Source organism: Photorhabdus sp. P32 (assembly GCF_038085095.1).
In the GTDB taxonomy this organism is placed as follows: domain Bacteria; phylum Pseudomonadota; class Gammaproteobacteria; order Enterobacterales; family Enterobacteriaceae; genus Photorhabdus; species Photorhabdus luminescens.
In genome coordinates this window covers 25,437-45,547 of sequence record NZ_JAZGJN010000261.1, presented here as the reverse complement: position 1 = coordinate 45,547, position 20,111 = coordinate 25,437, and the positions used below count along the sequence as shown (strand labels likewise).

Below are 20,111 nucleotides of genomic sequence, written 5' to 3'. Positions count from 1 at the left end.
TTAATTACAACTCAGTGTAAACATATTGAGCCATTATGCTATTCTCTTTGATTAATAAAGTATTTTTTTATTCATGGTTTTATTGTGGGGCATAGATGGGGCACTTTGACTAAATTTGGCATTCAAAAGTTCTACTTGGCTTGCATTATTTTCAGGCATCCAATTGCCATACACGGTGAAAATCATTTGAGCGGAAGTGTGACCCATCTGTGAAGCAATAAATGATGGGTTCGCTCCTGCTGAAAGCATCCAACATGCATATGTGTGCCTAGATTGATAAGCATTCCTGTGCCTTAATTTTGCTTTTTTCATAGCCCTATCCCACATGTCACTGATAGACGTAAGGGAATATCTCTCGCCGTGATTTCGTCTACCGATTGTATTCACTGCTGGATTAAATACAAATGTACATTTATCAATTCGTGTTTTGTTTATCTCTCTGAGATTGACTTCAACATCAATCGATTGTCGCATTTTTGTAAGAGCTTGTTGTGATCTAAGGGCCTGGATAGCTGGCTCAAGGAGTGTAATTACTCTGGTTCCAGCCTCTGTTTTCGGCAGAGTGTATATTTTTACACTTGTCCAGTTTCTCCTTATTGTTAGTGTGCCTGCATAAAGATCAATGTCTTCCCATGCCAGAGCACATAATTCACCATGTCGCAATCCTGTATAAACTGCGACTATCCACAAATTACGGGCTTGTTCGTTTGTGAATGCATCAAGTAGCCTGTCAAACTCTTCACTAGTCAGCGGATCGGGGATAGTTCGGCTGCGTTTTAGCTTTCCTACAGATATTGTTGGATCTTTTGTTATGTACCCGTTCTCAAATGCAAACTTAATGACACCCTTTGCACATGTAATGTAATCATTTACAGTGGCTACTGTTCTGCCTTTTTTTATGGTTTTCCTTTTCCTGGCTGGGCGATGACTTCCTGACAGAAGATCATTTCTAAGCTTGATTAAATCTTCTGATGTGATTGTAGATAAATTCCTATCTTTGCCAATCAACGTTGTACATGTTTCCAGCTTGCAAACATAACGTCTATACGTATTCAGTGATATTTCTGGTTTTTTCAGAACAAGCCACTTGTCAAAAAAATCAGCAACAGATATTGCTTCTACTGCTGATGATGTGAATTTTTTTGCATTTTTTGATTCTGGGAAACGCTTATAGTAATCAAAGTTACCAGTTTTGATGTCATAATTTACTGATTGCCTGATCTCACTAGCTAGTTTTCTGTTTTTTGACGTATCAGGCAGACCAGTAGACTCACGAAATCGCTTACCTTGATACATAAACCAGATACGTAGAAAACCACCGTGGTTTTCTACACCTGTTGGGTAAACGATTTTACTCGACATCAGCGTCTCCTCTGTATCGGTTGTTTAGATGCTTGCTTAGCTATCCACTTATTGATCGCCGGGAGATTATACATAACTTCGCTGTTATCTTTTGGATGTCCATCACTTGCCACAAGTAACCACTCCTTCCCCTGCTTCCATGCTTTATCCCGACATCTTCGGATCTTACCCGGCTTTAGTCCAGTAGAAAAAGATAAAACTTCTTTTGTCACCCATTCATTGGGTGAAACAAATATAACTGATTCTTTATTATCCATTATTGCATTCCTTTTGTAAATTTCTCATATAATAAGACAGCACTGATTTAGCGCTGAATTTCATCTGATGCTCATTCATAATTAATTTGAATTGCTGTGTATATTTATCGAGAATAGTTGTGACGGCTTTGTCATCGCATTTCGATAGTTGAGTGAGTTCATTTAAGCATTCCTTCAATATCTGTTACACTTATCTCAAAAATATATATTTCATCATCATTTTTCAGAATAAGAATTTTAAGATCGAAATGTTTAGTAAACAAAATAGCAAATCTTTTTCCGAGATCCCACGCGTCAACTATCGTGAATTCAAATTGTTTCATATCACATGTTAACATAATCAAGTCTCCTCTAATTACACTCATATTTCAACGAGAGTTTCTTTCCAGTCCATTCCTTCTAAATCGACTACAGCAATAACTTCATCTCGAAATGACGTGGAGTCAGAACCCCATCTTTCATAACAATTAAATTCAATGTTCGGAAGCATATTGCATGCAAATACTAATCCCATTTCATCAGTTGCTATAAATTTAGTCCAGTGCGGAGCTGATAACTCAATTCCGAGATAGTTAACTTTGATTGGCTTTATTAAGCTGATTAATTTCATGATGTTTTATTTCCTTTATAAATTCAATATTAGGACTAATCCACAAGCATTCCTGTCTTTTAACTGATCCTTTTTTACCCGCTGCGGCTGACTGTTTAGTTTCTTTTCTCCAGCCAATCAAACAGTCGTTATACATATCTGAATCGTATCCACTGATTACTACCATGCCCTGTAATTTGTTTATGGCCATGAGTAAATTTTCATGCTGCTGATTATCCATTTCATGCCTGTAATATTTCGATGTCAAAATGCGTTTTTCTGGCAAATAAGGCGGGTCTATATAATGAAGAGTAGTGACTGCATCGTGGTCTTCCATACATAAAATAGCATCCCTGTTCTCAACTAAAACACCCTCGAATCTTTGACCAACTGCCGCTATATTATCGGGCATCCTTGCCCACAAATGTTGCGCTGTTGCTGAACTGCGCTTAGTATCAAGCCGGAATCCTGTGGTTCCTTTTGTTGCTCCCGCGCTACCAAAACCCATTGTTGCACGGACAACTAAGCGCCTGGCTTTTTCTATTACGTCATCAATCGGTTCATAACTACATAAAAACTCAGTCCGCGAATACGGCGTTAATAGCATCCGTTCTATTAATTGCTGTCTTGTGTCCTCATCACGAATAACTCTAAAGAAATTAACAACGTCATCATCTAAGTCGTTATATATTTCCGCATAGCTCCTTTCTTTTCTGAGTAGAACACTTGCAGCACCACCGAAAGGCTCAACATAATGTGTGTGTTGTGGGAAGTGTTTAATAACCCACGATGCTAATCTGAATTTTCCGCCGTGGTAACGAATAGCTGGATGTTTTATTTCCATTCAAGCCTCTTGATTAGTTAACTCTCGCAACATATGATTTCGAACGATTGATAATCTCAACAAAGAACTTCATATTAACTCTCCGATTTAAAATTGAGCTACTTTATTTTCAATGAAATTTCCGTTGCAAATTGATTAATTTTATCACTCATCTCTTGAAGTGATTTAATATCATCACGACGAATTTCTAATAAAATTAATTTCTTAATTAATTGCTCTAGTCGGGGATAATATCCGATTATTTGTAACCTCTCTTGACCGACATTTTTACCTTCTTTGTTTATTTTAATTTCATTGAGAATGAACTGATATTCATCTGATGTGATGACATGTTTATCTAATCTTATTTCCACGTTAATCACTCCAATATGACAATGATTCTTTTGCAGCATCGTGCGGATGAATATATTTCCAATACCCGTCTTTTCTAGAATATGACTCAATCTCACACTCAGCAATTTCTTTTGCTTCTGATAAACTAGCGCCGCGTGACGCTAGTATATTAACAACATAACGCTTGAACATTCGTTTCCATATAAAATAGAAAGAATGGCATAGATAATCATTCATCTACTTATTCACTTATTAGTTTATTAGCATATTCCTGAATTGCATTTGCCTTAATTTTCCTGATTTCAGCAATTACCTGACCCGGTGAACCCGTATCATCTTCTTCTCTAATTCCTACCGCATCAGCTATAGCAGCAAGACCGGCGCATGAATCAATAAACATTCCCATGTATTTGTCACGTTCTTTACTAAGAGATTTCAATTTATCTGCAATATCATTCAGAATTAAATAATCGTCACATTTCGCTGTTCTTGCTAACTCGTGACATGCTGATATTAAAGACTCTGTATCTTTATTCATGATAGTTACCTCTTTTTGTTTGTTCTCTTACTTGCTTCATAAATTCGCTATCCGGGTTCGGTAATTGCAAATTTAATTTCGGGTCTAAGTATTGCTCGTGAAATATGTAAGCTGCTTCTTGACATCCGGGGCAATATTTAGAGCCGTGTTTATTGGTTCCACACATACCACAATAATTACTCATGAGTTACCTCTTTTAATAATCATATTTTCACAAATTTCTTTTGCTTTATAACAAGTGTCAATATCGAACCAGCCGAAATGACATTCGCATTTATTAATTCCTAGCTTCTGTGCTAACAACTTATACGCGTCCGTGCGTTCCAATCCTGTTTTGTCCCGCATTTCTTCAAAATGCTTATGCCCGCTCATTCGTGCGTTACGAGTTGCTTTATCTGCCAATGTGCCAAGCGGGATATCTGTATATGGGTGCATGCCGACATATGCCCCACACGATGTACAAATATATAACCACGGCCATTTGCTATAGCTTTTACCAAATATCTTTTCATGATGAGCTATTGTTACATCTTCATTGCAATATCGACACTCTGTCGGAATTGGGAGCGGATCTTTAACCCGTTGAATTGCTTTCAGGCTTGGATTCCAGGGTGTTTTCTGAGTCATATTCACCTCTCTTTCTAATTAACATAACGATTGCCAGCATATTCATTGTCCATTTCGCCCAATAACTTTGTTCTTAATTCAGTAAGAATCTGTCTTTCTTCATGCGTACTACATGAAGTAAAAGCAGTGGAATATTCAACATGATGTTTATTTAAGTCTTCATTAAACGAGATAAAAATCTCTAACTTCACAGCCATAAATCACCTCATTAGATTAGATTAATTTCTCACTCTTTCAGGATTTCCGAGAATAAATACGCGATGAGTAAAATCATCGGGATAGACTTTATTTTTACTTTCTCGCTTGGGCTTCTTTGCTTTATTCTTTTGATTGGCAATCTGACATTCAATACAATTTCCGTTTGACATATATCTGAGAGTGTGTCCCTTCGGGCAAGGATCGCCAATATATTTATTCGTTTCCTCTGTCATTTGCTGAATTTCCCATGTTATTTAAATCGTTCACTTTAGTATTTTCTGATTCGGATTTTTCAAACCAGTCGTCGGGAGAAGACATACCATCACGTAGGCTTGCGTATATTTTTTTCATTTGGACCATCTGTGCGGGTCGCATTGACTCTACGCGACACTGAATACGCTTTTGTATCTGCTCAGATGTGACACCGAACTCTGTTTTAAAAACTTCGACCATCTTTTTAATGGCTTCTGCTGAGGTATCGGCATGACTATTTAGCGTGACTTCACACTGTCCGACTGCGGCTTCGATTACGTCACCGGGTATTACACCCAAAATACATGCCCGTAAACGCCTTGATCCCTGATTTGCCACCATCTCATAAATATCGCGAGGATCTTCTAGCTTTTTCTTTCCCTGTCTCGTAAATCGAACATGCGGAACAGTAAAGGTCTTAACTTGACGTGTATTTGTTTCAATATCCCATGCGAACGCCTCAACAGACGATTCACCGTTTTTCTGTTCAAGCTCCCTGATGCCAAATTGAATGTTCCCCCAGTTCTGAGCAAGAGCTTCAGCAAGACGAATGCTAGGCCCTGTTACTGCTGCTCCTCCCTTGCTATACGAATACAGCGCACCTTCTGCCAGGGTGGGGCGAGTACATGCTTGCAAAATTTTATCCATTGCAACAATTGGGTCGCGTGGGAATTTCTTGGCGATTACCATTGCTGCTTGAACTTCCTGTATTGCCCGCTGCTGTTCGACGGCAATCATCCCTGTTCCTTGTTGAGCTGATTGTCCTGCTGGGCCAAATGGGTTTGCTACTACATTATTCATCTCTGTTCCTTGCCCATGCCGGGCGTTGAATTACTTCAAAACCAAGACCCCAATTATCTGATGTCTTGCACTTGTGATATGTTTCGATATCGCGTCTAAATAATGAATAACCAACATCGTGATCATCATCATTAAGAACAAACAGCCGAACAGGATATCTACCGCAATCTATTGATTCACTGACTGCGATAAATGCAAAAGACGGGGATTGTCCAAAATGCTGTTTAAATCCCTCACAATACATTGCCGCTTGAACGTGATATCTAAACTCTTCGATGTGTCGTGAAAACCTATTTATGTCGTCAACTTTTTTCACATCAACAATCAAAAGTTTTTCTCTTAAGAACTTATCTGGCCTGATCCTGCATAGCTCACCCGTTTCGGTGTCATTCCAATAAATTGATGCTTCACAGTGTCCTTCTGCATCAAGTAAATATCTGGCTCCCGGATGAGCCATTGCACTATCTCGCATAATTTTTAGCTTCCGATGCTGTTCGTAGTCCATCACGATTTTTCCCGTGTTCGCACATTGAGAGATGAATTCCTTTTCATCTTCTTTTCCTTTATTTGTTCGACGATTAAACTCCGGGGCTTCAATAAAACGATTACAGAATTGATCGGGTTCTAGTAATAAACAGTGTAGTGCTGTTCCCATATCCAGCGCTTTTATTTTTTCCTCATCCACTGGTGCTTTTTTCATCCACCGCAAAAAAGCGGGGTTTATTGCTATCGCGTCCAACTGCGACTTACTAACCCCATCTCCGTTGTGATAGTCCTCATTTGATATGTCATAATAAATGCCGGGTTTCATCGTTTACCCCTTTTGCTTTACTACTAATAAACACGCAGAATATAAGAAGTCATTAAGCAAATTCATTGCTTCAATGTTATCTTCAAATATATTGCCGAAATATTTATTTGTTATATCCGAAAAGATTTTAGTGGATTCCGGGAGTTTATTGTAAATTATTTCAGCATCCATGCCTTGTTGCTCCAATATTACTTCCTTGTAGTGCTCATCTTCCAGCCTCTTTTCTTCAATCTCATCATAAGCAGCGTATGGGTTCATATTATAAAGCCTCGATTTTATAACCCCTATTTTCGAAATATTCCTTTATTTCACTGAAAGAAAGGCTGGTTGAATTAAGTACTTCTTCGTAATTTCCTTGTATAGTAATATTCCCAGCCATTTCTATTTCATTTGCTCTATTAGAGTAATTAACTTTAAAAGAGTCACAATAAATCTTAAGCATAATTACCTCATAAATATTAAAATCAATGTTGCGAAGATAATTAAAAAAGCGGGATATAACATAGCGAAGAGCCATTCTTTAATCATATTCATAGCTTAATCTCAGATATTGCATTGCTATAGCCCAGTCAATTTGACTTTCTATTTTGAAAGCGATTCTTGCTTTAGACTGAGCTAAATTAAAAAATTGTTTGTTGATTTTCATAATATACTTCCATGCCCTCCGCTGGCTTTTACTCCATATTATTAAAACTCACCCCTGTTTATTTTATCATTCAAGTCATACCAATCCTTGCCGTTTCCGGTTTCCCAAAGCTTCCACGGTTCATTAGTTTTTAAAGCATCTTGTGCATATTGCAACATTAATTCAGCGTGCGCGTGTTTAGTCATGTTATTCTTCATCTCGTTTAATTACGACGTAACCCTTGGCCTCTAAATAATTAACAATATCTTCCTCATCAATTATTTTTAATATATCCTCGCAATCAAATTCATTAATCATTCTTTGTAAATCATCTTCGTTTAAATCAAATATCTCAACTGAGATTCCTCCCATTTCAGAAGACGTAATTTGTACATCTTTACATAATATTTCAAAACTATAAGTTTCTAGTATTTTTACCATTTTATTATTTACCTTCTATTTCTATGTTAATGTGATGATCGGGCAAATCGAGTCCGAAATCACATAGAATATCTTCAAAAAAGTGATGAAGAGCTATCATGTCATCTCTATAAGTTGCCTGATGCATATCAAAAGTAAATTCTCTGCGGCCACTTAAATATTTAATAACTTGATTGAATTCGCTTTGTGATAGCCTGATTTCAGTTTTCATAGTTTATTTCTTCACACCCGTTAATCTGAATTCAACATTAACTTCATCAAATATACCTTTTAATAATTCGACTTCGCGTTTTGCTTCATCGTCATTATTGGCTTCAACCCACAGTGTTGTCGCTTGACTGTTAATTGAGAGATAGATAATTTCAACTTCGTACATTTTCATAAGCCTTGTTATTAATTTAATAAGTAGCATCCTTGCTGATAATTCCCTATTATTCCCAGTGTGGCGAAGTAAATAACTCACCACAGCCCACTCGAAATATAAATGAGCTGTAATTAGTTAATTGGCAATATTATGTCACGGTCTGGCGCATCCCGCGGCAATATACTGTTCATCTGGAGTTAACTCATCCCTGTTTTTGATAACAAACTGCTTTCCTACGAAGTCAGTTATTCTTTCATCTCCCCAGTACGGTAGAATTAACTTTTCACAAAACATGCCGCTATCAAGTGCATCTTGCCCATTTGCATAATATGAATAACAGCCCGCTAATGAGTTATTTGTTCGAGAAACTTGGTCCGCTGCGCGATACTTAATAATGACTCGTTTTGATTTGACTATTTCCACATTCACACTCTCATATTAATTATCTGACTGAATAGAGCCATGTATTATGTAAGCAACGACTGCCGGAAAATTCAGGCTTATCGTTACTCTTTAAAGTAATAATCAGATTTGCCAGTACATCAATTTCATTAACTGAGCGGCTTTTTGGTTTTGCTTCGTGCTCAGCACGTTTTTTATCCCAAAACGCCATTTGCTTTGCCAATCTGCGAGACTTTGCATTGTCTTTTTTAGATTTGACCGCAATCGATGGTTGCCTTTCAATCAACCCTCTTAATGTGAGGATTTGACGATTTTCATTAGCCATATTTACCCCCTTTAAATAAGTTTTGGTGATTGGTGGTAAGTGCTGATCTCTTACTTGGACTATGCATGATGTTAGTTGCCACCTCTAAACGAGGGATACGTGTTAATATTTTCATCAGGTTTATTGGTCGTTACGGCTTGCCGGGTATTTACGCAACTTGTCTTACAGCCTGTCTTTTCCAACGACCATCCGGCCCACTCAGCCCGTGCGTCAGCCCGCACATTCACCAATCCCAAAACCTACTGTGGTTAATGGGTTGCTCTAACACTTATTCAGAGCGATTCCGTTTGACGATCTAATTACTAACTGCTAATTACTATCGTCATATTGTTAAAGAGCGGTATTACTTAGTGTTATTTGGTATTACTGGTACTGCTTTGTTTTTTAGCACTTGCGAATCATCTACCTCTTCATGCGCCGGTAGCAGCTACTTCGTGGGCTTTCCTTGCCTGTTCGCTTGTCTGTGTGCCTTTGATGAAGCTAATAATACTTGCGGTATTATTAAAAATCAATACCGCAAGTATTAAAAATTTCGATAAATTAATATCACTTTGATTTTTAAGATAATTTATTTTAAAAAAAATTTTCAGAACGGGGAACTTGGCTTGAGTTTGAGAGTGATTGGGCGAGAGAAGGGGGTAAAAAAGCCCTCAAGGGAGGGCTAATTATTGTTTGATACTGAGAACTTCATAAATTTTATAAATTGCGAAGAACAAACTAGGTAGGCCCAAGATCCAAAGGATTATACTTAAGCGCATATCCTTCAATTTTCCATCAAAGGAAACTTTCTGATTTTCAATAGTTGATTTCAATTCAGCGCTTTGCAAGGCTAGTGCTGATTCAAGCTTGTTTGATTGTAAAGCTATCGCTGACTCCAATTTAGATGTCTGCAAGTCAATCTTACTATCAAGCTTAAGCATTGTTTCATTTAGGCGAGACAAGGTAGACTCAATAGAGTCAACTCGTTTCTCTAGTTTTTCCATGCGAGCATCCACATCTACCTCTCTATGGCTAACATTGCCGCTATTTTCGATAATAACACTTTTGTTTTGATCAGCAAGTTCAATAATTGGAGCTGCATTATACGCTATTGGCTTGGCATCTATGATGCTGTATACGGTAGCTAATTGATTATCATTCACTATAATGACACCTTAATCGTTATCTTTATGATTTTTCATCCAAGATCTTATAGAGTTTGTCCAGAATAGTTGAATATTTCCACATGATAGGCAAATTCTACCGACACATTCATGTGCTAAGATTTTTGATGCATCTTTGGACATCGCATTTAATATTAGCGATTGACCTTTCTCAACAGAAACAACCCCAGACATAGTCGGTTTACCACATGCGGGGCATATGGAACTAACTTCTTTGTCTTCTAGATAGTCAAAAAAATCCTTCATAGATATTAAGTTATCTGTATCTACATAGGGCTTAAAATCTTTAGCTTCATTTTTTTTATGCTTTTTGTCGCTCATCTCCATTCCTTTATTAAAAATATGACAAATGTAACAATTTCACACGTTAATATTTGCACTTGAAATTTATATAGTTAACCTGCTTTACTGCCCCTCTTTTCCAGCATTTCGGCGAAGATTGCATCAAAATGTGCTTTCTTGGCTTTCATCTCACGCAAAAATTTCTGTGCTTCTTCGTTCGGCAGTCCATCATAGACATCAAGCAATTCTTCTTGCTCTGGCGTTAAGTATCTAGCTGTTTTTGTTAACTCTTTTTTTTCATTATTATCAACAATATTCGTTGACAATTCAGTGATTTCAGCAGCTAAAGAAGGACTGAAATCGCAAACAGAAACATTTAATATCCTTGCAAATGATGATGCCGCTTTTGCATTAAGTGCATTTCTACCGTTCAAGTAGTGGCCTACCGCTCCCTGAGTCATATCAGTTATATCAGCAATAGCTTGCTGACTAAGATGTAATAATTTTTTCTTAGATTCGTAAATTGATTTTAGTCTCATGCAGTCATCTAACTGCTCTTGAGTCAAAGATTTTTTCTTATCCATTCCCTAATTTTAATACCGTAGTTATTAAATTGAAAATACCGCAAGTATTGCAATTTGATAATACCGCAAGTATTATTGTCTCGTGGGTTACAAGGAGAAATAAAAGTGAGAACAATCCCATTATCAGAATATGTGCTTGAAAAAGGGCAAGCAAAGGCAGCGGATGAGATCGGTTGTCACCAAACAGCAGTAAGCAAAGCACTACGCATGGGGAGGAGTATTTACGTTATTCAGCTCCCGGATGGCAGAGTGAAGGCCGAAGAAATTAAGCCGTTTCCAAACCAAGTAAGTAAATAAATAACCGCGCGAGTTGGCTCGCATGCTCTTTAACAATCCGCCAGTGCCCTGCTTACGTAGTAGGGATTCCCTGCAAACGGGGAGCGGCCTTATTTCAAGGCTATTAACTTATTTTATTTAAGGAATTTAACATATGGATACTGCAACGGAACGCAAGTTTCGCGAAATGGAAAGCAAGTTAATTAAAAAACTGGTGCTGAAAGGTGCACGCAATGTCGCTGAAATTATTGGGTTTCATGAGTCTCAAATTGCGCGTTGGCAACGACCGCAACGGATCGACGACATCAGTTTTATTGAGAAGATGGCTCGATTCTTAGTTGCGATTGAATTCGAAATTCCAGAACAGGAAGTTGTTATGACCGGGGAAGATGCTAAAGCGCTACTAGCTGCTTTAGAGCTTATCAGATACCCGAAAAGAAAAACCTCAGTTGCCACTGAGGCTTCTAATCAAATCGAAATATCAATATGAATCAAACAGGGGAGCTCTCATTTCCCCTATATACCACTAATAGGTCTATATCATGTCAAGAAAACGGCGATTTCACAAGATAAATCAAGCTGAAAAGGAGGTCACATGAATACAGCGGAAGTAATTAATTTTCCAACATCCCAAGTTAGGGAGGTTGTCAAAGTGGCTGATGTTGATGATGGGTACACACGCTTGGCAAATGAGCTTTACGAGGAATTGATCGGGGCAAATCTGACACGGAATCAAGCCAAAGTAGCTCACGCGGTTTGCCGAAAAACTTACGGTTTCAACAAGAAGATGGATCGGATTGCTGACAGTCAAATAGCTGAGTTAACAAGACTGCCTAGGCAGAAAGTAAACAAAGCTAAAAATGAGCTTATCGCTATGAAAGTGTTAATAAAAGAAGGTCAATTAATTGGACCGAATAAGAATCTATCAGAATGGGAAATTCCAGAGTGTCACCAAAATAGTGTCATTGTCACCAAAACAGTGACAAAAAGTGTCACTAAAACCGTGACAGGGATGTCACCAAAACAGGGACACACAAAAGACACTATTACAAAAGACAATAAAGACATACCCCCTAACCCCCATTCGGGGCTTAGTGAAATTAGGCCGGTTAAATCTAAAAATCTAAAAATTCCGTACTTGGAAATTATGGAGGCATACAACGAAGCTATCGGAGATAGGTTACCCAATGCTGAGAGCCTGAATGAAAAACGAAAACGGGCAATAAAAAAACTGTGGGGTGAGTTAAACCATCAGACAGTTGAGGCAGCGACGAAGTATTTTGAAGCTTTTGTCGCTACTGCGAAGCCATTTTATTTTGGTGAAAACGATTCAGGCTGGAGAGCCAATTTTGATTATCTGCTAAGGCCGGACACACTGACAAAAACGCGAGAGGGGGCGTTATGACCGATTTAGATTTATCCGTTATGCCACACAATATCGAAGCTGAACAAAGTGTTTTGGGTTCTCTACTGATTGACTCACAGAGTGATAATTCACAGACAGTATTCTCAACACTTAAGACCGAGTCGTTCTACAGCAGACCACATCAGACGATTTTTGAACGCATGAGTGACATGAATCGGCGTAAGCAGACTGTAGACCTGATTACTGTTTCTGACAGCCTGGAATCCAATTCAACATTGGATCAAGTTGGTGGTTTTGCTTATCTGGCCGAATTGAGTAAAAATACGCCAAGTGTGGCTAATATTGTTGGGTATGCCAAAGTTGTTCATGAAAGAGCAATCGAGCGGTTTGCTATTCGCAAAGCTAACCAGATCTCCGAATTATTTTATTCCCGTAACGGAATGACAGCGGTAGAGAAATTGGAGGCAGCACAGGTATTAATCACGGAAGCAGCAGATCATGCTAAAACCGGATCTAAGAGCGGACTGGTCAGAATCGATGATGTTATTGATAGGTGGTTTGAGAAAGTTGAAGCCCGGTTTAATGACCCTGAATTATATTCTGGATTGAAAACAGGCATTAAGCATCTTGATGAAATGTTATCTCCTCGTCACATAGTGAATGGATCTCTGTTTGTTATCGGAGCCAGACCAAAAATGGGTAAAACGACAGTTTTATCAGAAATAGCAAAAAACGTGGCTAACGATGGTTTACCAGTTGCGCTGTTCAGCATGGAAATGACAGATGAACAGATTGTTGAGCGGATGATCAGCCAGAAGTCAAATGTATCGGGTGACGCATTTTATGGAGGTGAAATTGATGATTATGAGTGGTCACTTGTCAGTAAAGCTATCGGAGAACTCAAAGAACACCCGAATATCTGGATCAACGACACCCCCGCAATGTCATTGGCACATATCCAATCTGAGTCCAGGAAGCTAAAACGTAAAGCAGGGAAAATTGGTTTTATCGGTGTTGATTATCTCACTTTGATGAAAGCAGAGAAAGCTGACCGGAATGATCTTGCTTATGGCAATATCACAAAAGGGTTAAAGAGCCTGGCGAAAGAATTGGATACGGTAGTTGTATTGCTGACTCAACTAAACAGGAAGCTTGAAGAACGAGCAGATAAGCGGCCCGTCCCTGCGGATAGCAGAGATACCGGGCAAATCGAACAAGATTGTGACTACTGGCTGGGTGTTCATCGTGACTCTGTTTTTCACAAACATGCAGACCGAACACTTACAGAGTTAATTGTTAGATTAAATCGCCACGGCAAAGCAGGAACGACTTATGTTGAGCAAAAGGGGCTTTGTCTCTTCCCTATTGATCAGATTGAAGGTGAGCGACGAGCCAATCGCAACGAAGACAAGCCCCGCAAACCTTACAAGAAGGATTTTTGAGATGAACTGGATTAAATGTAGTGAGCGGCTGCCGGAATTAGTAGATGACTCTGTTTTAGTTTGGTTTTCAGATATCGAATCGATGGATATGGTCCATATTGAAGATTATTTTAAGGATAAATGGTACATCATTCGGAAAGTCACGCATTGGATGCCACTCCCAAACCCACCGGAGGAATTATGACAGAAAATACAGATAACGTTATAGCTATCAAATTCAATAGTGACAACAAACCCAGCATTAACACTACAGTCACATCTAAAACTTCCGAACAATCACGATGTAAACATTCTGCAATAACAGTTAACGAACAGCTCCGTGTTCTAACGTGTAATCAATGTCGCTGCAATATTGATGTATTTGATTTTGTTCTGCGATGTGCGTACGACGGTGAGCGTGTTGTACGCGAGATTGATGAGCTATTAAAACAGCGGGATACACTCAGATCATCTTGTGACAAATTGGCGCAGGAAGAGAAAAATACAAAAGCTAGACTGAGGAGCGCAAGAAGCCAAACATTGTATCTTGAGAACGATATCAAGAAAGTGAAAGGGGGGATAAATGGAAGCTGATTTTTGTTTTCATGAATCAAATAAATCTCAGGCATGGGAAATATTGAAAGAAACACTTCAAACGAAACAGCCACATCGAATTATCATAAAGCCGTGGAAAGATATCAGATCGATTCCACAGAATTCTACATTTCATATGTGGTGCGGTGAAATAAGTCGTTATTTGAATTTACATAATTCTAAATTAACGCCGGAGGAAGTTAAAGAAGCCCTTAAGCATACATTCTTGGGTTATGAAGCAATAGATATTATTGATTTAAATACTCAGTCGCCGGAACGAGTAAGAATACTCAGAAAGACTTCGAAATTAGATACAGGTGAAATGTTCTATTTCATGACGCAAGTAGAGAAATGGGCGCTAGATATTGGGTGTTTAGTGACTATTCCAAATAATTCACAGTATATGAAATTAAAACAGGAGCAAGATAGATGAATGATTGGATACTCTATTTCTATGCTTTTGCTGGCATCGTAGCAACATTTGTTTGTGGTCTTGTGTGGCTCGCGTGTGCTGCGAGAATACTTTGTATTTATACACTATGGCAACTTAAGCGGGGTAAAAGGGCGCTGAATGCTATCAGGAAAATAAAGAAAGATATGGTGAAATTAAATGAGTCAACAAACATCACAGACTCAACGAGTCATCAATAATCTAATCTATAAAGTCCCGTCTAATAAATCAAAGCCAATTCCTACAGAGTCCGAAGTTAAAACGTTTGATTACGTTTATGAACTATTGCGTGCACGATGGGATCGGAGGAGAAATAGAAATGAAAAAGCCAGCGAGAAGGAAATGTAAAATATGTGGTGCTTGGTTAATACCAAAGTTTGAGCATCAATATTATTGTAGTCCAGAATGTGGAGAAAAATTATCACAACAATTGTATAATAGAGACAAAGAAAAAGCAGAGCGGGCACTCAAAAAGAAACAACGACAAGAATTAGTAGAAAAGAAAGATAAACTCAAAGCCCGTCGATTAGCAGTCAAGCACATCTCATATTTCAGAAATCAGGCACAGCAAACATTTAATGCATTTATCAGAGAAAGAGATAAAGACCTTCCGTGTATTAGCTGTGGGAGATTTCATAAGGGACAATATCATGCGGGACATTATCGAACAACTAAGGCTCATCCAGAATTGAGATTTGATGAAGATAATACGCATAAACAATGCTCTGCATGTAATAACTATTTATCGGGAAATATAATTAACTATAAACCCCGGTTGATTGAGAAAATTGGTCAAGAAAGGTTTGATGCTCTAATGATGCCAAAGCCGCTAATGAAATGGCGGCGTGAAGATTACGAACGTATTTGTGATGAGTATCGGGCAAAACTCAGGAGATTAAGCAATGACAATCTTCACTGATATATCGGCAGCAATTGAAGAAGCGAGATTCTTACGACAGCAAACAAAGCATCATCATGTTATCACTCAAAAACGAAATGGAACTCTCACAGTCAGACAAGAAGTCGGAATAAATAAAGAGAGTCGTCTACGTAAAGCTTATAGCACTCGTTACGATTGTCGTATTGCAACAGTATTGCCGGAGATAGATAATGCGTGATATTCAGTTAGTTTTAGAGCGCTGGGGGGCATGGGTGGCTGATAATAGGGAGGATGTCTATTGGTCGTCAATTGCAGCAGGATTTAAAGGGCTAATTCCCAGTAAAGTTAAATCTCGCACGCAATGCTGCGAAGATGACGCTATTGTTATTTCTAGCTGCATGGCAAAGCTGAATCAAAAGAATAGCGATATCCATGATTTGTTATTTGACTACTATGTGTTTGGTAAAACATTTATTCAACTAGCTTATGAGCATAAATGCTCTGACGGTCATATCGGTAAAAAATTACAAAAGGCGGAGGGTGTTGTTGAAGGGATGTTGATGATGCTAGATGTAGAACTGGAAATGGATAAATATGTTCAAAAAATTGCAGCCTAATTTAATAAAAGAGTTTACGTACGTAAAAAACTGAATATTATGATAAGAGTGATAGCTATGTCACCTGACTTATCCAGCTAAAACCCGCCAAATATGCGGGTTTTTGGTATTCAATTTCAACTACTGAGGATTACTCGGTAGCTCAAAATTAAAATTCGTGGTGAATGTGCAGGCTGATGCACTAAGTCGCAACAGCGCCAGCCACCACACCGCATCATTTCCAGGCTGTGCATAGCATGGCCTTTTTGTTTATACGACGAGGATTACCCGGAACTGAATCCGGGCTTGTTCATAGTCCACGCTTATGTGTTGACACTTGCATTGATAGGTAAAATCTTCTTTTCAGTCGGCTATGCGAATGATACTGTGTTTGCATACAGTTAATTCGTATCTAAATGGAGTATAGATCAATTTGTTTGAAGTACGGACTTGTTGGCACCTAAATATTAATAGTAGATTTATCATATAAATTTATCTTAAGAGGCTGACTATTGTGCTTTCAAACTTAGAAAGATGGGTTCTGACGTTTGATTTTTGTTTTAAGCCTACGCATATAGAGGCACCAGATATTCTAATTACTGACATTCTTGCCAGAGTTGATAACTTAGTGCAGCAAGGAAGGGCAGTAAAAACCTACAATAAAGGAACAAGGGTAATTCGCATATCAAAATCCAGATACGTTTCTGGGGATACTAACGCTACATTTTTAGTACAGTTATGTGATCAAAATGCTTCTGACCCGGTTTTTGCAAATCTGGCAACAGGAACTTTGCGAGTAGAGCCTAAGTTAGATGGAGAAGGTATTGCCGTATCTTCACATGTGGTCATTTCAACTACTCCATCCGCGAATACGGTCGATCATTTTAAAACCTTGGTTGAAAGTGTTCCTGGAATAAGCAAGTCAGTCATTGAGCCATTTATGAATGCGGTTTTGAAAGATGCATTCGAGGGTTCAGAGTTTGTAAACCCTGCTACTCGAGCTAAATGTAAACTTAGACCTAGGTTAGAAATATTTTCGCATGGTTCTCAGACAATCATAGATGCTTTACAAGGTGGTAAAATTCATAATGTTAGGCTTGTTAGCACTAAGAGGAAGGGAGGACTGGATAAAACCGCTTACACTGAGCTAATAGAAAGGGTTGTTAAATTTAAAGTAGTAAAACAACCTTCAACCAAGGATAGAAGTCGCTTACTGGACATATTCCGCAGGAAGGGTTTCAAAGAAGATTATAACAAGGTTTCTATAAGTTATAGTAAAGATGGGAAGCAGTCTAGTTTAGAATTAGATAGAAATGAAGATGCCGCTACTAAACTTTTTACAAAAAGTGAAAAAGTGATTCTTCCAGATGGTATTAATCAATGTGAAGAAAATATTCATAAAGATCTAGAACAAAAGATGAAGGGTCTTTTGTGAGTAGCGAGGGATAAATGATGAAGCTTTTATCGCCACTTAACTATTTGAAAATAAAGCATGAGGAGAAAAAATGGTACGATCTATATCTCCCGCTCTTTGGTGCTATATTTATCACAATAGTATATTGCTACCTACCTAATCAATTCAAGTTGATTGGGAATAATGGTCTGATTTCACAAGTAAATGGTTTACTACAAGTTCTAATAGGTTTTTATATTGCAGCTTTGGCGGCTGTATCGACCTTTGGGAATACCACAATTGATGATGTAATGGCGGGAACACCACCTACATTAAAAGAGAGTTTTCGTGGAAAGATGTCGTCAGTGAAGCTAACGAGACGTCGTTTTATTTGTTATCTATTTGGTTATTTAGCTCTTGTAAGTTTTGCATTATTTAGTATTGGATTAATAACATCTTTGGTTGGGCAAAACCTTGCCGTTTGGGTTGCGGGCATATCTTCATTGTGGAGCTTGACTGCACTAAAAGTTATTTTTGTTTTTGTTTATTTTTTTGTGTTATTAAATATTGTAACTACTACTTTGTTAGGTTTATATTTTCTTGCTGTTAGAATACATCAAAGTGATATTTAGTTTAGATTATAATCTAAAATCATTATTACAATAACCAGCCAAGTGCTGGTTATTTCGTATTTACCACTGAAATCACTCTTAGCACATCCTGCGTGTTGCAGATGGTATCTCTCACTAACTTTTAACTTACTCACAGGGGCGAACATAGCTCACCCCCACGGACGCCCATTTTATGGGGGTGGATATGAAACTCATGGATAAACAGCCTGATATATGGATGCAACTATGGTTATGGCTGCTGTCAGTCAAAGAACAGGGTATAGGTGCGGCACTGGCGGCCACAATGGCTTATCTCAGAGGTCGCTATAACGGCGGTAAGTTCTGGAAGACGATTATTGACGCGATGATGTGTGCTTTGATTGCGTGGTTCATTCGTGACTTGCTCGTCTTCTTAAATTTAAGTACCGACTTAGCCTACATCGGCAGTGTCATTATTGGTTATTTGGGGACTGACTTTTTCGGCCAGTTGATGCGCGGGACTTTGAATCGTAAAGCGGGAGTATCAGATGCAAATCAGTAGAGGTATTCGCAATAACAACCCTGGCAACATTCGTTGGGGTGATGATTGGCAAGGCTTGGTACCGGAATCACAACGTACCGACCAATCTTTCTGTCAGTTTGTCAGTCCTGAATATGGTATTCGGGCAATGATTAAAATTTTGTATAATTACAATCGAAAACATGGCCTTAAAACAGTGAAAGGTATCATTTCACGATGGGCTCCCCATAATGAAAATAATACTGATGCCTATATTAACCACGTATGCAAAGACACGGAAGTGACTGGTGATCAGGTTGTTGATGTATTTAATAAAGTATTCATGGCAAAGCTGATTAAATCCATTATTACCATGGAAAATGGTAATCAACCTTATAGCGATTCGGTTATTGATAAAGCCTTTTCACTTTTGTAGAGCGATATTATGAAGTTTAACTCTCAATGGTTCCTGCTCATAGCGCTTGTCTGTCTTATTGCTTATCACTATCGGAGTAAATATACAGACCAGCTTGATAAGAGCATTAAGCTACAGAATGCATTACTAGAGCAACAGAATGAAATCGTTAATCAGCAAGAGAGGATAAAGCGCCTGTCTGAACTGGATAATCAGCATACAAAGGAACTTGCTCATGCGAAATCTGAAATTGATGGCCTTCGCAATGATGTTGCCGCTGGTCGTCGCCGGTTGCGTATCGCGGCCACCTGTCATCAAGGCGAAGCCAGTTCCACCCGCGGCATGGTCAATGCAGCCACCCCACGACTTGACCCGGCAACTGAACAAGATTATTTCGATCTGCGAAGAATGATTGTTGAGAACGAGCAGCAAACCAAATACTTGCAGGACTACATCAAAAACCAGTGTCAATGATGGGGGAATTATGCTGAAAACATTTGGTCAAAAAGCAGTATGTTTATCTTTCAATTCGGGCAACGATGATATTGACAGTAAGTGTAAGCAAATTTTTGATGCCATAGATCAACTTCGTAGCAGCATAGAAGCGAGCAATTCGACACAAATGACGATGATTGAGTGGAAAGACTGGCGGCCAAAGCCTATTGTCATTAACAATTTAGTTTGATATTTGCATGAATCAACAATAGACATATCTCTACGGTTGCTAACCAATGAAGACTAGTAGCTAATCCAGAGCATTCTGCTGACAGAGTGCTCGATAGTAGTGATTTCATTGTGGGCGCCCGGCGGG

At 38.5% G+C, this 20,111-nt stretch carries 41 protein-coding genes; 17 read left to right on the top strand and 24 right to left on the bottom strand.

Going from position 1 to position 20,111, the window contains the following annotated elements; translation table 11 throughout:
* Nucleotides 1–51: 51 nt before the first annotated feature.
* The 24 genes from V2H77_RS11765 to V2H77_RS23645 all read right to left on the bottom strand — a co-directional run bounded on the left by V2H77_RS11765 (nt 52) and on the right by V2H77_RS23645 (nt 10,798).
* The gene (locus V2H77_RS11765; RefSeq protein WP_341498925.1) at nt 52–1,362 is read right to left on the bottom strand and encodes a site-specific integrase; all 1,311 of its coding nucleotides are present in this window, start codon (nt 1,360–1,362) and stop codon (nt 52–54) included.
* Nucleotides 1,362–1,619 (bottom strand): excisionase family protein, encoded by a 258-nt coding sequence (gene xisR, locus V2H77_RS11760; RefSeq protein ID WP_088373637.1) that lies wholly within the window; start codon nt 1,617–1,619, stop codon nt 1,362–1,364. The genes V2H77_RS11765 and xisR overlap by 1 nt, the downstream gene beginning before the upstream one ends.
* A 361-nt stretch (nt 1,620–1,980) precedes the next feature.
* Complete coding sequence (locus V2H77_RS11755) at nt 1,981–2,229, bottom strand: hypothetical protein (protein WP_341498924.1); 249 nt, start codon at nt 2,227–2,229, stop codon at nt 1,981–1,983.
* Nucleotides 2,192–3,052 (bottom strand): DNA adenine methylase, encoded by an 861-nt coding sequence (locus V2H77_RS11750; protein WP_341498923.1) that lies wholly within the window; start codon nt 3,050–3,052, stop codon nt 2,192–2,194. Before V2H77_RS11750 ends, V2H77_RS11755 begins: the two co-directional genes overlap by 38 nt.
* A 98-nt stretch (nt 3,053–3,150) precedes the next feature.
* Nucleotides 3,151–3,405: a DUF5405 family protein gene (locus V2H77_RS11745; protein WP_341498922.1), complete on the bottom strand. Its 255-nt coding sequence runs from the start codon at nt 3,403–3,405 to the stop codon at nt 3,151–3,153.
* Nucleotide 3,406: 1 nt separating this feature from the next.
* A complete protein-coding gene (locus tag V2H77_RS11740) occupies nt 3,407–3,577 on the bottom strand; it encodes a hypothetical protein (protein WP_341498921.1) in 171 nt (56 codons plus the stop codon).
* Between the two features lie 49 nt (nt 3,578–3,626).
* The gene (locus V2H77_RS11735; protein ID WP_341498920.1) at nt 3,627–3,923 is read right to left on the bottom strand and encodes a glutamyl-tRNA amidotransferase; all 297 of its coding nucleotides are present in this window, start codon (nt 3,921–3,923) and stop codon (nt 3,627–3,629) included.
* Between the two features lie 180 nt (nt 3,924–4,103).
* Nucleotides 4,104–4,550 carry a zinc-finger-containing protein gene (locus tag V2H77_RS11730; protein ID WP_341498919.1) on the bottom strand — a complete coding sequence of 149 codons (447 nt, stop codon included), beginning with the start codon at nt 4,548–4,550 and terminating at the stop codon, nt 4,104–4,106.
* A gap of 14 nt (nt 4,551–4,564) precedes the next feature.
* The gene (locus tag V2H77_RS11725) at nt 4,565–4,747 is read right to left on the bottom strand and encodes a hypothetical protein (RefSeq protein ID WP_341498918.1); all 183 of its coding nucleotides are present in this window, start codon (nt 4,745–4,747) and stop codon (nt 4,565–4,567) included.
* A 21-nt stretch (nt 4,748–4,768) separates the two neighbouring features.
* Nucleotides 4,769–4,981 carry a hypothetical protein gene (locus tag V2H77_RS11720; protein WP_341498917.1) on the bottom strand — a complete coding sequence of 71 codons (213 nt, stop codon included), beginning with the start codon at nt 4,979–4,981 and terminating at the stop codon, nt 4,769–4,771.
* A complete protein-coding gene (locus tag V2H77_RS11715) occupies nt 4,962–5,801 on the bottom strand; it encodes a hypothetical protein (protein WP_341498916.1) in 840 nt (279 codons plus the stop codon). Before V2H77_RS11715 ends, V2H77_RS11720 begins: the two co-directional genes overlap by 20 nt.
* Nucleotides 5,794–6,612 (bottom strand): PD-(D/E)XK nuclease-like domain-containing protein, encoded by an 819-nt coding sequence (locus V2H77_RS11710; protein WP_341498915.1) that lies wholly within the window; start codon nt 6,610–6,612, stop codon nt 5,794–5,796. Before V2H77_RS11710 ends, V2H77_RS11715 begins: the two co-directional genes overlap by 8 nt.
* A gap of 3 nt (nt 6,613–6,615) precedes the next feature.
* Nucleotides 6,616–6,870 (bottom strand): hypothetical protein, encoded by a 255-nt coding sequence (locus tag V2H77_RS11705; protein WP_341498914.1) that lies wholly within the window; start codon nt 6,868–6,870, stop codon nt 6,616–6,618.
* Between the two features lies 1 nt (nt 6,871).
* On the bottom strand, nt 6,872–7,129 hold the full coding sequence (locus V2H77_RS11700) for a hypothetical protein (RefSeq protein ID WP_341498913.1): 258 nt from the start codon (nt 7,127–7,129) through the stop codon (nt 6,872–6,874).
* A 3-nt stretch (nt 7,130–7,132) separates the two neighbouring features.
* Nucleotides 7,133–7,258: a hypothetical protein gene (locus V2H77_RS11695; protein ID WP_341498912.1), complete on the bottom strand. Its 126-nt coding sequence runs from the start codon at nt 7,256–7,258 to the stop codon at nt 7,133–7,135.
* A gap of 41 nt (nt 7,259–7,299) precedes the next feature.
* Nucleotides 7,300–7,443 carry a hypothetical protein gene (locus V2H77_RS11690; RefSeq protein ID WP_341498911.1) on the bottom strand — a complete coding sequence of 48 codons (144 nt, stop codon included), beginning with the start codon at nt 7,441–7,443 and terminating at the stop codon, nt 7,300–7,302.
* 1 nt (nt 7,444) lies between these two features.
* Entirely contained in the window at nt 7,445–7,678 is a 234-nt protein-coding gene (locus V2H77_RS11685) for a hypothetical protein (RefSeq protein WP_341498910.1), read from the bottom strand.
* Between the two features lie 4 nt (nt 7,679–7,682).
* Nucleotides 7,683–7,889, bottom strand: coding sequence for a hypothetical protein (locus tag V2H77_RS11680; RefSeq protein ID WP_341498909.1), 207 nt, complete (start codon nt 7,887–7,889; stop codon nt 7,683–7,685).
* Between the two features lie 3 nt (nt 7,890–7,892).
* Nucleotides 7,893–8,054, bottom strand: a complete 162-nt coding sequence (locus V2H77_RS11675; protein WP_341498908.1) for a hypothetical protein — start codon at nt 8,052–8,054, stop codon at nt 7,893–7,895.
* 141 nt (nt 8,055–8,195) lie between these two features.
* Nucleotides 8,196–8,465, bottom strand: a complete 270-nt coding sequence (locus tag V2H77_RS11670; protein WP_341498907.1) for a hypothetical protein — start codon at nt 8,463–8,465, stop codon at nt 8,196–8,198.
* Between the two features lie 19 nt (nt 8,466–8,484).
* Nucleotides 8,485–8,769 carry a hypothetical protein gene (locus V2H77_RS11665; protein WP_341498906.1) on the bottom strand — a complete coding sequence of 95 codons (285 nt, stop codon included), beginning with the start codon at nt 8,767–8,769 and terminating at the stop codon, nt 8,485–8,487.
* 665 nt (nt 8,770–9,434) lie between these two features.
* On the bottom strand, nt 9,435–9,911 hold the full coding sequence (locus tag V2H77_RS11660; RefSeq protein ID WP_341498905.1) for a hypothetical protein: 477 nt from the start codon (nt 9,909–9,911) through the stop codon (nt 9,435–9,437).
* Nucleotides 9,912–9,923: 12 nt separating this feature from the next.
* Nucleotides 9,924–10,253: a hypothetical protein gene (locus V2H77_RS11655; protein WP_341498904.1), complete on the bottom strand. Its 330-nt coding sequence runs from the start codon at nt 10,251–10,253 to the stop codon at nt 9,924–9,926.
* 74 nt (nt 10,254–10,327) lie between these two features.
* The gene (locus V2H77_RS23645) at nt 10,328–10,798 is read right to left on the bottom strand and encodes a helix-turn-helix domain-containing protein (protein WP_445935480.1); all 471 of its coding nucleotides are present in this window, start codon (nt 10,796–10,798) and stop codon (nt 10,328–10,330) included.
* 105 nt (nt 10,799–10,903) lie between these two features.
* Between V2H77_RS23645 and V2H77_RS11645 the strand changes: the two genes are divergently transcribed.
* From V2H77_RS11645 to V2H77_RS11565, 17 genes are all read left to right on the top strand, one after another.
* Nucleotides 10,904–11,095, top strand: a complete 192-nt coding sequence (locus V2H77_RS11645; RefSeq protein ID WP_341498903.1) for a Cro/CI family transcriptional regulator — start codon at nt 10,904–10,906, stop codon at nt 11,093–11,095.
* Between the two features lie 133 nt (nt 11,096–11,228).
* The gene (locus V2H77_RS11640) at nt 11,229–11,564 is read left to right on the top strand and encodes a CII family transcriptional regulator (RefSeq protein WP_341498902.1); all 336 of its coding nucleotides are present in this window, start codon (nt 11,229–11,231) and stop codon (nt 11,562–11,564) included.
* A 105-nt stretch (nt 11,565–11,669) separates the two neighbouring features.
* On the top strand, nt 11,670–12,479 hold the full coding sequence (locus V2H77_RS11635; RefSeq protein WP_341498901.1) for a replication protein: 810 nt from the start codon (nt 11,670–11,672) through the stop codon (nt 12,477–12,479).
* The gene (locus V2H77_RS11630) at nt 12,476–13,882 is read left to right on the top strand and encodes a replicative DNA helicase (RefSeq protein WP_341498900.1); all 1,407 of its coding nucleotides are present in this window, start codon (nt 12,476–12,478) and stop codon (nt 13,880–13,882) included. The genes V2H77_RS11635 and V2H77_RS11630 overlap by 4 nt, the downstream gene beginning before the upstream one ends.
* A 1-nt stretch (nt 13,883) precedes the next feature.
* A complete protein-coding gene (locus V2H77_RS11625; RefSeq protein WP_341498899.1) occupies nt 13,884–14,066 on the top strand; it encodes a DUF551 domain-containing protein in 183 nt (60 codons plus the stop codon).
* A gap of 378 nt (nt 14,067–14,444) precedes the next feature.
* Entirely contained in the window at nt 14,445–14,888 is a 444-nt protein-coding gene (locus V2H77_RS11620) for a YbcN family protein (protein WP_132348801.1), read from the top strand.
* Nucleotides 14,885–15,106, top strand: a complete 222-nt coding sequence (locus tag V2H77_RS11615) for a hypothetical protein (protein WP_341498928.1) — start codon at nt 14,885–14,887, stop codon at nt 15,104–15,106. The genes V2H77_RS11620 and V2H77_RS11615 overlap by 4 nt, the downstream gene beginning before the upstream one ends.
* On the top strand, nt 15,066–15,254 hold the full coding sequence (locus V2H77_RS11610; RefSeq protein WP_341498898.1) for a NinE family protein: 189 nt from the start codon (nt 15,066–15,068) through the stop codon (nt 15,252–15,254). The genes V2H77_RS11615 and V2H77_RS11610 overlap by 41 nt, the downstream gene beginning before the upstream one ends.
* Nucleotides 15,226–15,825, top strand: coding sequence for a recombination protein NinG (locus V2H77_RS11605; protein ID WP_341498897.1), 600 nt, complete (start codon nt 15,226–15,228; stop codon nt 15,823–15,825). Before V2H77_RS11610 ends, V2H77_RS11605 begins: the two co-directional genes overlap by 29 nt.
* Complete coding sequence (locus V2H77_RS11600; protein ID WP_341498896.1) at nt 15,809–16,024, top strand: hypothetical protein; 216 nt, start codon at nt 15,809–15,811, stop codon at nt 16,022–16,024. Before V2H77_RS11605 ends, V2H77_RS11600 begins: the two co-directional genes overlap by 17 nt.
* Nucleotides 16,017–16,403 (top strand): antiterminator Q family protein, encoded by a 387-nt coding sequence (locus V2H77_RS11595; protein WP_341498895.1) that lies wholly within the window; start codon nt 16,017–16,019, stop codon nt 16,401–16,403. The genes V2H77_RS11600 and V2H77_RS11595 overlap by 8 nt, the downstream gene beginning before the upstream one ends.
* 493 nt (nt 16,404–16,896) lie before the next feature.
* Nucleotides 16,897–17,817: a hypothetical protein gene (locus V2H77_RS11590; protein ID WP_341498894.1), complete on the top strand. Its 921-nt coding sequence runs from the start codon at nt 16,897–16,899 to the stop codon at nt 17,815–17,817.
* A gap of 14 nt (nt 17,818–17,831) precedes the next feature.
* Entirely contained in the window at nt 17,832–18,407 is a 576-nt protein-coding gene (locus tag V2H77_RS11585) for a hypothetical protein (RefSeq protein WP_341498893.1), read from the top strand.
* Nucleotides 18,408–18,591: 184 nt separating this feature from the next.
* Complete coding sequence (locus V2H77_RS11580; protein WP_139655476.1) at nt 18,592–18,927, top strand: phage holin, lambda family; 336 nt, start codon at nt 18,592–18,594, stop codon at nt 18,925–18,927.
* Nucleotides 18,920–19,321, top strand: a complete 402-nt coding sequence (locus V2H77_RS11575; RefSeq protein ID WP_341498927.1) for a structural protein — start codon at nt 18,920–18,922, stop codon at nt 19,319–19,321. The genes V2H77_RS11580 and V2H77_RS11575 overlap by 8 nt, the downstream gene beginning before the upstream one ends.
* Nucleotides 19,322–19,330: 9 nt before the next feature.
* Nucleotides 19,331–19,774: a lysis protein gene (locus V2H77_RS11570; protein ID WP_341498892.1), complete on the top strand. Its 444-nt coding sequence runs from the start codon at nt 19,331–19,333 to the stop codon at nt 19,772–19,774.
* Nucleotides 19,775–19,784: 10 nt separating this feature from the next.
* A complete protein-coding gene (locus V2H77_RS11565) occupies nt 19,785–19,985 on the top strand; it encodes a hypothetical protein (RefSeq protein ID WP_341498891.1) in 201 nt (66 codons plus the stop codon).
* Nucleotides 19,986–20,111 lie beyond the last annotated feature (126 nt).

What these genes read in the sequence shown, in the direction of transcription:
- V2H77_RS11765 (WP_341498925.1), bottom strand. Translation starts at nt 1,362, where the DNA reads ATGTCGAGTAAAATCGTTTACCCAACAGGTGTAGAAAACCACGGTGGT.
- xisR (WP_088373637.1), bottom strand. Translation starts at nt 1,619, where the DNA reads ATGGATAATAAAGAATCAGTTATATTTGTTTCACCCAATGAATGGGTG.
- V2H77_RS11755 (WP_341498924.1), bottom strand. Translation starts at nt 2,229, where the DNA reads ATGAAATTAATCAGCTTAATAAAGCCAATCAAAGTTAACTATCTCGGA.
- V2H77_RS11750 (WP_341498923.1), bottom strand. Translation starts at nt 3,052, where the DNA reads ATGGAAATAAAACATCCAGCTATTCGTTACCACGGCGGAAAATTCAGA.
- V2H77_RS11740 (WP_341498921.1), bottom strand. Translation starts at nt 3,577, where the DNA reads ATGTTCAAGCGTTATGTTGTTAATATACTAGCGTCACGCGGCGCTAGT.
- V2H77_RS11735 (WP_341498920.1), bottom strand. Translation starts at nt 3,923, where the DNA reads ATGAATAAAGATACAGAGTCTTTAATATCAGCATGTCACGAGTTAGCA.
- V2H77_RS11730 (WP_341498919.1), bottom strand. Translation starts at nt 4,550, where the DNA reads ATGACTCAGAAAACACCCTGGAATCCAAGCCTGAAAGCAATTCAACGG.
- V2H77_RS11725 (WP_341498918.1), bottom strand. Translation starts at nt 4,747, where the DNA reads ATGGCTGTGAAGTTAGAGATTTTTATCTCGTTTAATGAAGACTTAAAT.
- V2H77_RS11720 (WP_341498917.1), bottom strand. Translation starts at nt 4,981, where the DNA reads ATGACAGAGGAAACGAATAAATATATTGGCGATCCTTGCCCGAAGGGA.
- V2H77_RS11715 (WP_341498916.1), bottom strand. Translation starts at nt 5,801, where the DNA reads ATGAATAATGTAGTAGCAAACCCATTTGGCCCAGCAGGACAATCAGCT.
- V2H77_RS11710 (WP_341498915.1), bottom strand. Translation starts at nt 6,612, where the DNA reads ATGAAACCCGGCATTTATTATGACATATCAAATGAGGACTATCACAAC.
- V2H77_RS11705 (WP_341498914.1), bottom strand. Translation starts at nt 6,870, where the DNA reads ATGAACCCATACGCTGCTTATGATGAGATTGAAGAAAAGAGGCTGGAA.
- V2H77_RS11700 (WP_341498913.1), bottom strand. Translation starts at nt 7,129, where the DNA reads ATGGCTCTTCGCTATGTTATATCCCGCTTTTTTAATTATCTTCGCAAC.
- V2H77_RS11695 (WP_341498912.1), bottom strand. Translation starts at nt 7,258, where the DNA reads ATGAAAATCAACAAACAATTTTTTAATTTAGCTCAGTCTAAAGCAAGA.
- V2H77_RS11690 (WP_341498911.1), bottom strand. Translation starts at nt 7,443, where the DNA reads ATGACTAAACACGCGCACGCTGAATTAATGTTGCAATATGCACAAGAT.
- V2H77_RS11685 (WP_341498910.1), bottom strand. Translation starts at nt 7,678, where the DNA reads ATGGTAAAAATACTAGAAACTTATAGTTTTGAAATATTATGTAAAGAT.
- V2H77_RS11680 (WP_341498909.1), bottom strand. Translation starts at nt 7,889, where the DNA reads ATGAAAACTGAAATCAGGCTATCACAAAGCGAATTCAATCAAGTTATT.
- V2H77_RS11675 (WP_341498908.1), bottom strand. Translation starts at nt 8,054, where the DNA reads ATGTACGAAGTTGAAATTATCTATCTCTCAATTAACAGTCAAGCGACA.
- V2H77_RS11665 (WP_341498906.1), bottom strand. Translation starts at nt 8,769, where the DNA reads ATGGCTAATGAAAATCGTCAAATCCTCACATTAAGAGGGTTGATTGAA.
- V2H77_RS11655 (WP_341498904.1), bottom strand. Translation starts at nt 10,253, where the DNA reads ATGAGCGACAAAAAGCATAAAAAAAATGAAGCTAAAGATTTTAAGCCC.
- V2H77_RS23645 (WP_445935480.1), bottom strand. Translation starts at nt 10,798, where the DNA reads ATGGATAAGAAAAAATCTTTGACTCAAGAGCAGTTAGATGACTGCATG.
- V2H77_RS11640 (WP_341498902.1), top strand. Translation starts at nt 11,229, where the DNA reads ATGGATACTGCAACGGAACGCAAGTTTCGCGAAATGGAAAGCAAGTTA.
- V2H77_RS11635 (WP_341498901.1), top strand. Translation starts at nt 11,670, where the DNA reads ATGAATACAGCGGAAGTAATTAATTTTCCAACATCCCAAGTTAGGGAG.
- V2H77_RS11630 (WP_341498900.1), top strand. Translation starts at nt 12,476, where the DNA reads ATGACCGATTTAGATTTATCCGTTATGCCACACAATATCGAAGCTGAA.
- V2H77_RS11625 (WP_341498899.1), top strand. Translation starts at nt 13,884, where the DNA reads ATGAACTGGATTAAATGTAGTGAGCGGCTGCCGGAATTAGTAGATGAC.
- V2H77_RS11620 (WP_132348801.1), top strand. Translation starts at nt 14,445, where the DNA reads ATGGAAGCTGATTTTTGTTTTCATGAATCAAATAAATCTCAGGCATGG.
- V2H77_RS11615 (WP_341498928.1), top strand. Translation starts at nt 14,885, where the DNA reads ATGAATGATTGGATACTCTATTTCTATGCTTTTGCTGGCATCGTAGCA.
- V2H77_RS11610 (WP_341498898.1), top strand. Translation starts at nt 15,066, where the DNA reads ATGAGTCAACAAACATCACAGACTCAACGAGTCATCAATAATCTAATC.
- V2H77_RS11605 (WP_341498897.1), top strand. Translation starts at nt 15,226, where the DNA reads ATGAAAAAGCCAGCGAGAAGGAAATGTAAAATATGTGGTGCTTGGTTA.
- V2H77_RS11600 (WP_341498896.1), top strand. Translation starts at nt 15,809, where the DNA reads ATGACAATCTTCACTGATATATCGGCAGCAATTGAAGAAGCGAGATTC.
- V2H77_RS11595 (WP_341498895.1), top strand. Translation starts at nt 16,017, where the DNA reads ATGCGTGATATTCAGTTAGTTTTAGAGCGCTGGGGGGCATGGGTGGCT.
- V2H77_RS11585 (WP_341498893.1), top strand. Translation starts at nt 17,832, where the DNA reads ATGATGAAGCTTTTATCGCCACTTAACTATTTGAAAATAAAGCATGAG.
- V2H77_RS11580 (WP_139655476.1), top strand. Translation starts at nt 18,592, where the DNA reads ATGAAACTCATGGATAAACAGCCTGATATATGGATGCAACTATGGTTA.
- V2H77_RS11570 (WP_341498892.1), top strand. Translation starts at nt 19,331, where the DNA reads ATGAAGTTTAACTCTCAATGGTTCCTGCTCATAGCGCTTGTCTGTCTT.
- V2H77_RS11565 (WP_341498891.1), top strand. Translation starts at nt 19,785, where the DNA reads ATGCTGAAAACATTTGGTCAAAAAGCAGTATGTTTATCTTTCAATTCG.